Source organism: Thermus tengchongensis (assembly GCF_021462405.1).
Lineage (GTDB): Bacteria > Deinococcota > Deinococci > Deinococcales > Thermaceae > Thermus > Thermus tengchongensis.
Window position 1 is genome coordinate 159,243 of sequence record NZ_JAKEDU010000001.1, and the last position, 12,910, is coordinate 172,152.

12 protein-coding genes, 1 other RNA gene and 1 riboswitch are annotated in these 12,910 nt (G+C 65.9%); of the genes, 7 read left to right on the forward strand and 6 right to left on the reverse strand.

Going from position 1 to position 12,910, the window contains the following annotated elements; all coding sequences use genetic code 11:
* The first annotated feature begins 56 nt into the window (after positions 1-56).
* From L1087_RS00850 to L1087_RS00860, 3 genes are read left to right on the forward strand one after another with little or no spacing between them, the layout of a single operon-like run.
* Positions 57-1,712, forward strand: a complete 1,656-nt coding sequence (locus L1087_RS00850; RefSeq protein ID WP_135259477.1) for an acyl-CoA mutase large subunit family protein — start codon at positions 57-59, stop codon at positions 1,710-1,712.
* Between the two features lie 9 nt (positions 1,713-1,721).
* Positions 1,722-2,141, forward strand: coding sequence for a cobalamin B12-binding domain-containing protein (locus tag L1087_RS00855; protein ID WP_038042778.1), 420 nt, complete (start codon positions 1,722-1,724; stop codon positions 2,139-2,141).
* The gene (locus L1087_RS00860) at positions 2,138-2,626 is read left to right on the forward strand and encodes a PaaI family thioesterase (protein WP_234557197.1); all 489 of its coding nucleotides are present in this window, start codon (positions 2,138-2,140) and stop codon (positions 2,624-2,626) included. Before L1087_RS00855 ends, L1087_RS00860 begins: the two co-directional genes overlap by 4 nt.
* Here the strand turns inward: L1087_RS00860 and L1087_RS13110 are convergent.
* The 6 genes from L1087_RS13110 to ssrA all read right to left on the reverse strand — a co-directional run bounded on the left by L1087_RS13110 (position 2,580) and on the right by ssrA (position 8,870).
* Positions 2,580-2,702 carry a hypothetical protein gene (locus L1087_RS13110; protein ID WP_267964606.1) on the reverse strand — a complete coding sequence of 41 codons (123 nt, stop codon included), beginning with the start codon at positions 2,700-2,702 and terminating at the stop codon, positions 2,580-2,582. The genes L1087_RS00860 and L1087_RS13110 overlap by 47 nt on opposite strands.
* 400 nt (positions 2,703-3,102) lie before the next feature.
* Positions 3,103-5,217, reverse strand: coding sequence for a vWA domain-containing protein (locus L1087_RS00865; RefSeq protein ID WP_234557199.1), 2,115 nt, complete (start codon positions 5,215-5,217; stop codon positions 3,103-3,105).
* A gap of 50 nt (positions 5,218-5,267) precedes the next feature.
* On the reverse strand, positions 5,268-6,467 hold the full coding sequence (locus L1087_RS00870; RefSeq protein ID WP_135342842.1) for a bifunctional 3,4-dihydroxy-2-butanone-4-phosphate synthase/GTP cyclohydrolase II: 1,200 nt from the start codon (positions 6,465-6,467) through the stop codon (positions 5,268-5,270).
* Positions 6,445-7,050, reverse strand: coding sequence for a riboflavin synthase (locus L1087_RS00875; protein ID WP_234557200.1), 606 nt, complete (start codon positions 7,048-7,050; stop codon positions 6,445-6,447). The genes L1087_RS00870 and L1087_RS00875 overlap by 23 nt, the downstream gene beginning before the upstream one ends.
* Positions 7,050-8,183: a bifunctional diaminohydroxyphosphoribosylaminopyrimidine deaminase/5-amino-6-(5-phosphoribosylamino)uracil reductase RibD gene (ribD, locus tag L1087_RS00880; protein WP_135259474.1), complete on the reverse strand. Its 1,134-nt coding sequence runs from the start codon at positions 8,181-8,183 to the stop codon at positions 7,050-7,052. The genes L1087_RS00875 and ribD overlap by 1 nt, the downstream gene beginning before the upstream one ends.
* A 2-nt stretch (positions 8,184-8,185) precedes the next feature.
* A riboswitch (FMN riboswitch) is annotated at positions 8,186-8,306 on the reverse strand.
* 217 nt (positions 8,307-8,523) lie between these two features.
* Positions 8,524-8,870, reverse strand: a transfer-messenger RNA (tmRNA) gene (gene ssrA, locus L1087_RS00885).
* 159 nt (positions 8,871-9,029) lie between these two features.
* Between ssrA and rimP the strand changes: the two genes are divergently transcribed.
* The 4 genes from rimP to infB are packed head-to-tail and all read left to right on the forward strand — an operon-like array spanning position 9,030 to position 12,604.
* Positions 9,030-9,455, forward strand: a complete 426-nt coding sequence (gene rimP, locus L1087_RS00890; protein ID WP_135259473.1) for a ribosome maturation factor RimP — start codon at positions 9,030-9,032, stop codon at positions 9,453-9,455.
* 23 nt (positions 9,456-9,478) lie between these two features.
* Positions 9,479-10,642 carry a transcription termination factor NusA gene (gene nusA / locus L1087_RS00895; protein ID WP_234557203.1) on the forward strand — a complete coding sequence of 388 codons (1,164 nt, stop codon included), beginning with the start codon at positions 9,479-9,481 and terminating at the stop codon, positions 10,640-10,642.
* Positions 10,642-10,920, forward strand: coding sequence for a YlxR family protein (locus L1087_RS00900; RefSeq protein WP_084584783.1), 279 nt, complete (start codon positions 10,642-10,644; stop codon positions 10,918-10,920). The genes nusA and L1087_RS00900 overlap by 1 nt, the downstream gene beginning before the upstream one ends.
* Positions 10,889-12,604 (forward strand): translation initiation factor IF-2, encoded by a 1,716-nt coding sequence (infB, locus tag L1087_RS00905; protein ID WP_135259472.1) that lies wholly within the window; start codon positions 10,889-10,891, stop codon positions 12,602-12,604. Before L1087_RS00900 ends, infB begins: the two co-directional genes overlap by 32 nt.
* Positions 12,605-12,910: the final 306 nt, after the last annotated feature.

A 12,910-nucleotide genomic window follows, 5' to 3' on the forward strand; every position in this document is an offset into this window, starting at 1 on the left:
TAACGCTCTTTTCCTCGGGCGCATAAAAGCGTAGAATACGGGCCAAGGGAGGGCCTATGCGCAAGAAGCACGACTGGCTCAGGGAAACCTATCAGAAGAGCCTGGAGAAGATGCCCGAGAGGCCCGTGGCCCACCGCACCCTTTCGGACATCGCCCCAGAGCCCCTCTACACCCCCGAGGACATCGGCGTCCTGGACCCGGAGTACGAGGAAAAGCGGGGCTACCCGGGGGAGTACCCCTACACCCGCGGGGTCTACGGCTCCATGTACCGGTCCAAGCTCTGGACCATGCGCATGTTCGCCGGTTTCGGCACCGCCGAACAGACCAACGAGCGGTTCAAGAAACTCCTAAAGGCGGGCCAGACCGGCCTCAGCGTGGCCTTTGACCTGCCCACCCTCATGGGCTACGACTCCGACCACCCCCTTTCCAAGGGAGAGGTGGGCAAGTGCGGGGTGGCGGTCAGTAGCCTCGCGGACATGGAGATCCTCTTCGAGGGGATCAACCTCGAGGAGGTCACCACCTCCATGACCATCAACAGCCCGGCCAACGCCATCTGGGCCATGTACCTGGCGGTGGCCAAAAAGAGGGGGTACGACTGGAAGAAGCTGGGGGGCACCATCCAAAACGACATCCTCAAGGAGTTCATCGCCCAGAAGGAGTTCATCTTCCCCCCCGAGCCCAGCGTGAAGCTGGTCATCGACACCTTCGAGTGGGGGCCCAAGAACGTCCCCAAGTGGAACTTCATCTCCGTCTCCGGCTACCACATCCGGGAGGCAGGCTCCACCGCGGTCCAGGAGCTGGCCTGGACCCTGGCGGATGGTTTCGAGTACGTGGAGGCCGCCCTCAAGCGGGGCCTGGACATCGACGAGTTCGCCCCCCGCATCAGCTTCTTCTTCGACGTCCACAACGACTTCTTTGAGGAGATCGCCAAGTTCCGCGCGGCAAGGCGCATCTGGGCCAAGGAGATGCGCCACCGCTACGGGGCCAAGAACCCCCAAAGCTGGATGCTCCGCACCCACGCCCAGACCGCCGGGGTCTCCCTCACCGCCCAACAGCCCCTCAACAACATCGCCAGGGTGGCCATCCAAGCCCTGGCCGCCGTTTTGGGGGGTACCAACAGCCTGCACACCGACGCTTACGACGAGGCCCTGGCCCTGCCCACGGAGGAATCCGCCACCATCGCCCTCCGCACCCAACAGATCATCGCCTACGAAACGGGCGTCACCCACACCATCGACCCCCTGGCGGGCAGCTACTACGTGGAGTGGCTCACCGACGAGATGGAGCGCCAGGCCATGGCCATCATCGAGGAGATCCGGCGCATGGGGGGCGTGGTGCGGGCCATCGAGGAGGGCTACTTCCTGCGGGAGCTGGCCGAGGCCAGCTACCGCTACCAGCAGGAGGTGGAGCGCAAGGAGAGGATCATCGTGGGGGTGAACGCCTTCACCGACGAGATTCCCTTGAAGGTTCCCATCCAGCTGGTGGACCCCGAGGTGGAGCGGGTGCAGGCGGAGCGCCTGGCCCGGGTACGCCGGGAACGGGACCCCAAGCGGGTGGAGGAGGCTCTTGCGGGTCTCCGGCGGGCCGCGGTGGAAGGGCAGAACACCATGCCCCACTTCGTGGAGTGCGCCCTGGCCTACTGCACCCTGGGGGAGATGATGGACGTCCTGCGGGAGGTCTACGGCACCTACCAGGAGCCAGCTTACGTTTAGGATGGGCGTATGGACAGGCGCATACGGGTGCTCATCGCTAAGCCGGGCTTAGACGGCCACGACCGCGGGGCCAAGGTGGTGGCCCGCGCCCTCAGGGACGCCGGCATGGAGGTGATCTACACGGGGCTCAGGCAAACCCCGGAGATGATCGTATCCGCGGCCATCCAGGAGGACGTGGACGCCATAGGGCTATCCATCCTCTCCGGGGCCCACATGCACTACTTCCGCGAGGTCAAACGGCTTCTGGAAGAGCAGGGGGCCTCGGACATCCTCCTCTTCGGGGGAGGGATCATTCCCGACGAGGACGTGCCCAAACTGAAGGCCCTGGGAGTGGCGGCGGTGTTCGGTCCGGGAACCAGCACCCAGGAGATCGTGGACTTCCTCCGCCAGGCGGTGCCCGAGCGCTGGCGGGCCCAGGGTTTGGCATGAAGGCCATCCAGCTCTACTACCCCCCGGAGTGGGCCCACTGCTACGGGTGCGGCTACCTGAACCCTATGGGCCTCCACCTCAGGACCTATTGGGACAAGGAGCGCAAGGAGAGCCGCACCGCCTTCACCCCAAGCCCCCACCACACCGCCATCCCCGGGTTCGTCTACGGGGGGCTTCTCGCCTCCCTGGTGGACTGCCACTCCACCGCCACCGCTGCCGCCGCCAAGGCGGACGCTGACGGGCTGGACCTGGAAACCCATCCCCTGCGCTTTGTGACCGCCAGCCTCAAGGTGGACTACCTGAAGCCCACCCCTTTGGGGCCCGAGCTGGTCTTGGTGGGCCGGGCCAAGGAGGTAAAGGGGAGGAAGGTGGTGGTGGAAACCGAACTCTACGCCAACGGGGAAGTGACCGTGCGAGGGGAAGCGGTCCTGGTGCAGATCACCGAGGGCTTCGGCCAAGGAGATACCGTTCCAACAAGGCGATAATGCGGGAAAGATCCTCGGCTTTGGGGGAAACCACCAGGGCCAGCTCCAGCCGGGCTTCCTCTAGGGTCCGTTTCATGCCCCTTGCCGTTGAACCCTTTCCTCCCTTCGCCTGTCGGGGGCCTTGGATACCCTTTCACCGGGGCCCCCATGCGGACTTTGTCCGCGTGGGGTGGCACCACCTCCTCCAGCTCCCTTCCCGGGAAGACGGTACCCAGGGCCAGGGCCTGGGACCTTTCCCAAAGCTCTCTCCTTTCCCGCTGTAGGTGCCTGACCTCCTGCCTGGCCAAGTAGAGGTTCGCCTCCAGCTGGTGGATACGGTCACGGAGGGGCTTTTCCTCCTGGCGCCTATGCCCCCTCTCCCGGCGGATCCGCTCCTCCCAATCATCCCAGTGCATGGGTTCCAGATTAATAGAAAGACCCAGCATCCCAGTGCAATCCATGCACTGGCTCCCAGAACCGGCCCTCTGGACCCTGGTTCAGGCTTTCCTGGCAAAGGACCGGGCCTCGAGGAGCCGCTCCAGGAGGAACAGCACCAGGGCCAAGGCCAGGAGATAGGGGCGCAGGGGCAAAGGAGAGGATCCAGGTCGCCCCAGGTCCTCTAGAGCCAGCAACCGCCCTTGGGAAGCCTCGGCCAGGGCCTTGAGGACCAGCTTCCCATCCCTGGGGGTCCACTCCCCGGGAAGGGGCAGGGTTAGGGGGATGCGGCGCTTCCCGTCTAAGAGCACCCCCGGTTCCCCGGCCACCACCTCGTAGCGCGCAGGTCCCGTGGGCACCAAGGGCACCTCCCTTCCCCCGCTGAGGAAAAGGGGATTCTCTAAACGGCCCAGGACCACGGCACGCACCTGGTTCTTCTCAGGGTAGGTGTAGAGGGCCAGGGCCTTTTGGCTCCCCATGAGGTAACGGGCAAGCCCCCCGAGAAAGGGGGCCGCCCCCTCCCAACCCCGCCAGGAGCGGGAAAGATCCGTGGCCAAGGCGGCCACCCGCCCCTCTCCCCTCTCCCCCAGGGCCAGCACCGCCCTGCCGTCGCTTTCCAACACCACCTCCGCCCAGGGCTCGGCCCGGGCCGGAAGGAGAACGGAAAGGGGAGGTGGGGAAAACCCCTGGGCCAAGGGATGGGGCCTGGCCTTGACGGGGAAACGGCCCTCCAGGCCCTCCCCCTGGAAAACCTCTTGCCCTTCCTTAAGGAAAAGCCGGGGAAGCTCCCCTGCGGTGGCCGCCTGGTAGTACCGGCCCCCACCCCTTTCGGCGAGGGCCTTCAGAAAGGCCCGGTCGGCGTCGGGTCCCAAGGCCACGGCGCTCACCTCGAGGCCCGGAGCCTCCGCCAGGGCCAGGATGGGGTCTTGGGGGTCGGAGATGAGGCCGTCGCTGAGCACCAGGATCCCCTTGCGCTCCACCGGCACCCCCTGCACAAGCCGCACCGCTTCCCGAAAGGCCGGCCCCAACACCGTCCCACCCCCCGCCCGCACGGAGAGAAGGAGGCTTTCTGCTTCCCGCTTGCCTTGCTCCGTCATGGGCCTAGGGGGGAAGAGCACCCGTTGGCTGGAGGAAAAGAGCACCACCCCGAGGTAGTCCTCCGGCGCTGCCGAGCGCACCAGCTCCAAGGCCCCCGCCACCGCCAGGGAAAGCTTTTCCCCCTCCATGCTCCCGGACACGTCCAGGACCAGCACCAAAGCGGCCCCCTTGCGGCCTAGGGGCTTCAGGGGGAGGTCCTCGGACAGCGCGCGGTCCCACCCGCCGAAGAAGAGCCCTTTGGCGGTGGCGGTAAAGAGGAGGCCCCCGCCCCGGCGGAGGTAGTCCCGAAGGGCCTCAGGAGCCCCCTCGGGGAGGTCTAAGACCCCAAGCCCCACCGCCACCAGGTCGGCCTCGAGGGGCAACCGGAAAGGCCCCTCCTCCACGCGAAACCCCTGGGCCTCCAGGTAACGGGCCAAGGCCGGGTCCCCCAGAACCAGGGCCTTGGGGCGGTCGGCGGGGGCGAGCCGCACCTTGGCCTCGCTCCGCCCCCAAGGGCCTTCCGCCACCGCCCGCACCTCGGCCTCCTCCGTGAGGGAGAAGGTGTAGGTGAGGCTCTTCCGGCCCTCCACCCGCAAGGAACGTTCCAGGACCCCCCCGGGCCCCTCCACCCTCAGGCGGGCCTCGGTGGGGAGGGGGGCCTCGAGGACCACCCCCACCCCCACCGTTTCCCCGTACAAGGGGTAAGGCGGGGGGACCAGCTCCACCGCCACATGGGGCTTGGGAGGCACATAGACCGCATCCAGGGGAAAGGGTGCCGGTATGGGCTCAAAAAGCCCATCGGAAACCAGCACCACCCGGGTGGGCTTAAGAGCCTCCGCCTCCTGGAAGGCTGCCTTCAGATCCGTTCCCTCTCCCAGGTCCAGCCTGCGGGCGGTGGGGGAAGGAATCCTCACCGCCCGCTCCGCAAAGGCCACATAGATCCCGTCCCTGGGGAGCCTATCCGCCAAGGCGAAAACGCTTTCCCGGGCAGAGGGCGAGAAGTCCAGAAGGTACACCACCCGCCCCGGCATGGGCCACCTGGGGTCCAGGAAGGCCAAGAAAAGCAGGATAAGGACCCCAACCCTAAGAAGCCGGAGCATAGCCTCATGCTAGAGGCTTTGGGATGCCCTGGATGGTCCAGGGCATCCCGTCAGTCCATCCAGTGCCCCAGCTTCTCCTTCTTGGCCTGGAGGTAACGTTCGTTGTGGGGGTTGTCCCCAGCCCGCAAGGGGATGCGCTCCACGATCTCGATGCCGAAGCCAGACAAAGCCTTCACCTTGCGGGGATTGTTGGTGAGAAGGCGCATCTTCCGCACCCCTAGGTCATAGAGGATCTGGGCCCCAACCCCATAGTCCCTCAGGTCCGGAGGGAACCCCAGGGCCAGGTTGGCCTCCACGGTGTCCAGGCCTTGGTCCTGCAGATGGTAGGCCCGAATCTTGTTCACCAGGCCAATCCCCCGCCCCTCTTGCCTCAGGTAGACCAAAACCCCTTTCCCCTCCTTGGAGATGCGCTCCAGAGCCAGATCCCGCTGGAAGCCGCAGTCGCACCGCAGGGAGTGCAGGGCGTCCCCGGTGAGGCACTCGGAGTGCATGCGCACCAGGATAGGTTCCTCGGGATCCCAGCCGCCCATGACCAAGGCGGCGTGCTCCTCCCCGGTGAGGGTATCCCGGTAGCCCAGGATGCGGAACTCGCCAAACCGGGTGGGCAAAAGGGCCTCCGCCTCCCGTTTCACGTAAAGGTCCCCCTTCTCTAGGCGGTAGCGGATGAGGTCAGCGATGGTGCCCACCTTGAGCCCGTGCTTCTTTGCGAAATCCAAAAGGTCGGGCAGGCGGGCCATGGTGCCATCCTCCTTGAGGATCTCGATGAGGCTTCCCACCGGCCTAAGCCCCGCCAGGCGCAAGAGGTCCACCGTGGCCTCGGTGTGCCCGGCCCGCCTCAGGACCCCACCCGGCCTGGCCACCAGGGGGAAGATGTGCCCGGGGCGCCGGAAGTCCTGGGCGGTGGCCTCAGAATCAGCCAGAAGCCTTATGGTGGCCGCCCGCTCAAAGGCGGAGATCCCCGTGGTGGTCCCCCGGGCATCCACGCTCACAGTGAAGCGGGTCCCCTGGGGATCTTGGTTCCTCTCCACCATGAGGGGCAGGTCCAGGGCCTTGGCCCGCTCCTCCGTCAAGGCCACGCAAAGGAGGCCTCGGCACTCCTTGAGCATGAAGTTCACCCACTCCGGGGTCACGTGCTCCGCCGCCATGATCAGGTCGCCCTCGTTTTCCCGGTCCTCGTCGTCCACCAGGATCACCGGGCGGCCTTGGCGGAGTTCCTCCATGAGTTCCTTAACGCTGGCCAAACCCTCCATCATTCCCCCTTAAAAGCCGCTCCAGATAGCGGGCGATGAGGTCCACTTCCAGGTTCACCCTATCCCCCACCTTTAGGTTTCCCAGGTTAGTGACCTTAAGGGTGTGGGGGATGAGGGTGACGAAGAAGTCCTGCCCCGATAAGCCCGCCACCGTGAGGGAGACGCCGTTTAGGGCCACGCTTCCCTTCTCGGCGATGTAACGGGCAAGGTCTTGGGGGGGGCGGAAGAAGTAGTCCTTGGCCCCCGGGGCATCCCGGATGGCCACCACCTCTGCCACCCCGTCCACATGCCCGGTAACGAAATGCCCCCCAAGCCGGTCCCCCACCTTAAGGGCCCTTTCCAGGTTGGGCCGGTGCCCAGGGCGCCAGGTGGGGGCGGTGCGGCGCAGAGTCTCCTGGGCCAGCTCCACCCAGAAGCCCTCCCCGTCCACCGCCACCGCGGTGAGGCAGACCCCGTCCACCGCCACCGAATCCCCCACCTCAAGGTCCGAAAGCACCTCCTGGGCGGCGATCCTGACCCTAAGGAACGGGCCTTCCCTGATCTCCACGATCTCGCCGGTTTCCTCCACCAGTCCCGTGAACATTAGCCCTCCGGATATGCCTCCAGCCAAAGGTCTTCCCCTATCCACTCCTTGCGGGCCAGCCTAAGCCCCTTGGCCTCGGCCATGTGTTCGGGGACAAACCCCTCCAGGAGGCCCCTTCCCTCTCCCAAAAGCTTGGGGGCCAGGAACAGGGCCAGCTTGTCCACCAGGCCCCTCTGCCAAAAGGCCCCGGCCAGGCGAGGCCCGCCTTCCAGCAACACCCCGTCCAAACCCTCCTCCAGGAGAAAGGCCAAGGCGGCCTCGAGGCTCACCCTCCCTCCGTCCCGGGGAAGCTCCACCACCCGGGCCCCCGCCTCCTCGAGGGCCCTAAGCCGATCCTTGGACGCCCCTTTGCCCACCAGCACGTAAACCTGGGCAGGCTCCCCCCGGGGTCCTTCCCGAAAGATGCGGGCGGTGGGGGGGGTGCGACCTTCCGTGTCCAAAACCACCTTCACCGGGTCCCTGAGGGGCGGGGGCTCCAGCATGAGGGGGAAGGGCCTGAAGTCGGGCTCCCGCACGGTAAGCCAAGGATCGTCCTTGAGGACTGTCCCCACCCCCACCATCACCACGGGAAGCCACTGGCGGTAGGCCTGGGCCACGCGCCGGCTCTCCACCGAGGACACATAGCGGGCATCCCCGCTCACGGCAGCCACCTTGCCGTCCAAGGTCAAGGCAGCCTTGAGGAGCACGAAGGGCCGGCCCTTTCTCTGCACGTGGAAGAAGACCTCGTTCTGCCCCCGGGCCTCGGCCTCCAGGAGCCCGGCCTCCACCTCCACCCCCCCGGCCCTAAGCCGTTCCAGACCACCTTGGGCCAAAGGGTTGGGGTCCCGAACCGCCGCCACCACCCGGGCCACCCCCGCTTGCAAAAGGGCCAGGGAGCAAGGAGGGGTGCGGCCAAAGTGGCTGCAGGGCTCCAGGGAAACGTAGGCCGTGGCCCCCTGGGCCAAGGCCCCCGCCTGCCTTAGGGCAAAGATCTCCGCATGGGGCTCCCCCGCCTTGGGATGGTACCCCTCCCCCACGATGCGGCCCTCCCGCACCAGCACCGCCCCCACCAGGGGGTTGGGGTGAGTATGGCCTCGAGCCCTCTCGGCCAGCTGTAGCGCCCTCCGCAGGAAACGTTCGTCCAGCTCTCGCAAAGGCCCTCCTTCTCCCATCCGGACTTTCACCGTCGGCCCCGGAATTCCACCGGGTCGGGCCCCATAGGGGCTTCGCGGGCTTTCACCGCCGGTGGGGACTTCCACCCCGCCCCGAAGGAGGTGCCAGGTGGCACCCAACCTCACTTTACACCCTAGGAAAGGGCAAAAGCTGGAAATGCGCTACCCTCGGGGCACCCTCCCGGCCCCCCTGCGCCTCCTTAACCCCCATATGGATCCTTTCCTCAGCAGGGAAGAGGCATCCAGGCATCCCAGCAGACGCTTCCACCCTGCCCTATGGGGCCAAAAGCAAATAGGGGCCTTTGCAGGCCCCTATGCCCCTTGGTGGAGGTGGGGGGAGTCGAACCCCCGTCCGAAAGTCCCTACGGCAGGCCTCTACGCGCGTAGTCCGCGTTTTGGATGTCCTCCTGGCTTGGCCCGCGGACGGGCGGCCAGGAGCAAGCCCCGTTAAGGTTCGCTGCGGACTACGGGGCGTTGCCCACAGCTAGCCGGGTTTGTGTCCCCGCGCCGGCGAGCCCCCGGCAGGGCTTCCGGGCGAGGTCGCGGGTCTAAGCCGCGAGAGCGTAAGCAGGCTTGTTGGCCTTTATTCTTTTGCGGGTTTTTACGAGGCCACCCGCACCTCGGCGCGCCACCTGCCCTCGGCGACCCCCGTCGAGACCGTTCACCCCCATGAACCTGACCGGGATCGGACCGGCAACCCTGAGTGTACTAGGCTAAAGGGGTTGTAGTCAAGGGGGTTTTGGGTGTAAACTGAGCCCAGTGCTCCCAAGGGAGGGGGGTGGGTGTAAGCCCACCCTTCCTTTGTGAAGGGAGGTTAGGGAGGTGCCTGTGGACCTTTGGCGGTTGGTGGAGGAAGCGGTGGAGCCCTTGGACCTCGAGGTCCTGGAGGTGAAGGAAGCCCCCGGGGAGGTCCTGGTCCGTCTGGAGCGCAAGGACGAAAGGCCCATAAGCGTGGCCGACCTGGAACGGGCTAGCCGGGCCATAGAGGCCGTCCTTGACCGGGTGGACCCCATTCCGGGAAGCTACCGCCTCCTGGTGGAGTCTCCCGGCCCCAAGCGCCCCCTCTTTACCCGCCGCCACTTCGAGCGCTTCCAGGGTCTAAAGGCCAAGGTGCCGGGGCCCGAGGGCTTCACCGGGCGCATCCTTCGAGTGGAAGAGGACGAGGTGGTCTTCCAGGTGGGCCAGGAGGAAAAGCGCCTGAGGATCGGCACCTTCCGCGCCAACCTTGCCGAATGGCCCGAGGAGCCCAGGTAACAGCTGAGATTCAGGGAGGAGAGATGAACCGGGAATTCATAGACGCCATGCAGCAACTGGCCTTGGAGCGGGGGGTCACCACCGAGGAGATCCTCGAGGCCTTCAAGGAAGCCCTGCGCAAGGCCTACATCAAGCGGCAAAAGGGGTACCGCAAGGAGGAGATCGAGGCGGGTAAGGGCCCAGAGGTGGACGTGTACATCGATCCCCAGACCGGCCGCATCGAGATGGTGGAGGTCCGCCGCGTGGTGGAGAAGGTGGAGGACCCCGACAAGGAAATCGCCCTCTCCGAGGCCCTCCAGTACGACCCCGAGGTCCAGGTGGGGGACGAGATGGAGTTCCCCATCGACCCCGAGGGCCTCTCCCGCATGGCCATCCAGGACCTGCGTCAGATCCTCACCCAGCGCCTCAAGGAGTCCGAGCGCAACCGCATCTACAACGAGTACAAGGACAAGGAGGGCCAGGTCCTCACCGGGGTGGTGACGCGGGTGGACAACCGGGGCAACGTCTTCGTGGAGTTGGGCCGGGGAGAGGCCTACCTCCCCAAGAGCGAACAGATCCCCACCGAGCGCTACTACCCCGGCCAGCGCCTCAAGGTGTACCTGAAGAAGGTGGACCGCTCCGCCAAAGGCCCTTCCCTGATCGTGAGCCGGGCCCACGAGAAGCTGCTGGAGCACCTCTTGAAGCAGGAGGTCCCCGAGATCGCCGAGGGCATCGTGGAGATCAAGGCCATCGCCCGCGAACCCGGCCGCCGCAGCAAGGTGGCGGTGATGACCCACAACCCCAATGTGGACCCCATCGGGGCCTGCATTGGCCACAAGGGCCAGCGCATCCAAGCGGTTTCCGCCGAGCTAGGCCGGGAGAAGGTGGACATCATCCTCTGGGCCAAGGATCCCAAGGAATTCATCCGCAACGCCCTCTCCCCCGCCCAGGTGGGTTCCATCGAGCTGGAACCCGATGGGCAGAAGGCCCGGGTCAAGGTGACCAAGGACCAGCACTCCCTGGCCATCGGCACCGGCGGGCAAAACGTGCGCCTGGCCTCCAAGCTCACGGGTTACGAGATCCACTTTGAGGAGGCGGAGATCTCCGACCTGGACGAGGCCATTCGCAAGGCCGCCCAGGAGGAAGCCGAAACCCCCAGCCGGGCCAAAGAGGAATTCGAGAAACTCTTCCGGGATCTTTCCCAGTAATGGCGAAGCATGTCCCCATCCGCATGTGCGTGGCGTGCCGCAGGAGGCGGCCCAAGGGGGAGCTTTTGCGGATCCTGCTCATGCCGGAGGGGCTTCGCCTGGACCCCACGGGAAAACTGCCGGGCAGGGGGGCTTATGTCTGCCCCGACAACCCCGAGTGCTGGACGGAAAAGAAACTCAGGCGCTTTGCCGGGAGCCGGGCGAAGGCTTTATCGGAAGCGCTCATCGCCCTTTTAGGAGGTACGGATGGCCAAAGTACGCATCTACCAGCTGGCTAAAGAGCTGGGCATGACCAGCGAGGAGCTCCTGGAGCTCCTAGACCAGATGGGAGTTCCCTACAAGTCCCACGCCTCCACCCTTTCCGAGGAGGATGCGGAGGCGGTGCGGGAACTGGTAAAAGAGCAGCGGGGCCTTCAGGAGAAGCTGGCGGAGGAGGAGCGCAGGAAAGCCCTACCCCGAAGGCCTCCCGTGGTGGTGATCATGGGCCACGTGGACCACGGGAAGACCACCCTCCTGGACTACCTGCGGAAAAGCCGCATCGCCGAGAAGGAAGCGGGGGGAATCACCCAGCACGTGGGTGCCTTTGAGGTGAAGACTCCCCAGGGCACGGTGGTTTTCATCGACACCCCGGGGCACGAGGCCTTCACCACCATAAGGCAACGGGGAGCCAAGGTGGCGGACCTCGCCGTCATCGTCATCGCTGCCGACGACGGGATCATGCCCCAAACGGACGAGGCCATCGCCCACGCCAAGGCCGCCGGGGCCAGGATCATCTTCGCCCTGAACAAGATGGACCTTCCCCAGGCCGACCCTGAGCGGGTCAAGCGCCAGCTCATGGAGCGGGGCTTTGTACCCGAAGAGTACGGCGGGGAGGCCATCGTGGTGCCCATCAGCGCCAAAACGGGCCAAGGGGTGCAGGACCTTTTGGAGATGATCCTCCTCATCGCCGAGCTGGAGGACTACCGGGCCGACCCGAACGCCGAGCCCAAAGGGGTTGTCCTCGAGTCCAAGCTGGACAAGCAAGCGGGCATTATCGCCAACATGCTGGTCCAGGAGGGCACCTTCCGGGTGGGGGATTACGTGGTGGCCGGGGAGGTCTTTGGCCGCATCCGGGCCATGATGGACGCCGACGGCAACCAGCGCAAGGAGGCGGGCCCGGGGAGCGCCGTGCAGGTTTTGGGCTTCCAGGAGCTACCCCAAGCGGGGGAGGTGGTGGAGTGGGTGCCGGACCTCGAGGCGGCCAAAGAGATCACCGAGGAGCGCAAGGAGGAGCGAAGGGCCCGGGAGGAAGCAGAGCGGGAGCGCCGCCCCAGGACCATGGCGGACCTCCTCCGCGCCCTCCAGGAGGAGGGGAAGAAGGAGGTGAACCTGATCCTGCGGGCGGACACCCAGGGCTCCCTGGAGGCCATCCAGCACATTCTGGCCAAGGAAAGCACCGAGGAGGTGAAGATCAACGTCCTCTTGGCCCAGGTGGGGGCCCCTACCGAATCCGATGTCCTCCTGGCGCAGACCGCCAACGCCGCCATTCTGGCCTTTGGGGTGAACCCACCAGGCTCGGTGAAGAAGGCGGCGGAAAGCAAGGGGGTTCTCCTCAAAACCTTCCGCATCATCTATGACCTCATCGACGAGGTCCGGTCCATGGTCAAAGGGCAGCGGGAACCCAAGTTCAAGGAGGAGGTCCTGGGCCGGGCCGAGGTGCGGGCCATCTTCCGCCTGCCCGGGGGCAAGCAGGTGGCGGGATGCATGGTCACCCAGGGCAAGGTGGTGCGCGGCGCCGAGGTGAGGGTGTTGCGCAAGGGCGAGGAAATCTGGAAGGGGAAAATGGCCAGCCTCAAGCGCTTCAAGGAGGACGTGCGGGAGGTGGCCCAGGGCTACGAGTGCGGCATCGGCCTCGAGGGGTTCGACGACTTCCAAGAAGGGGATATCATAGAGGTTTTCCAGATGGTGGAGGTGCCGGCGTAGGAGGTTCCTTGCGCTGGATCCAGCGGTCTTACTCCGGGGCCTGCCCTTCCTTAGGGCCATGGAAGATCCCAGGGAAGGCTTGGGGAAGGTTAGGGCTGGCCCTGGCCATCCTGGCCCTGGTCCTTCAAGGCCTACCTCCTTTCCCTGTGGGAAAGGGGAAGGCGGAAGCCGGGCTTCACGCCAAGGGACCTGCTTGGGTCCTTAAGGAGGACCGCCAGGGAAACGGGCTTACCCCCCTGCCCCAGGCTCCCACCCGGCCTCCCCATTTTTCCCTCCAGCCCCAGAAGAGGGAGGCCAAGCCACCCT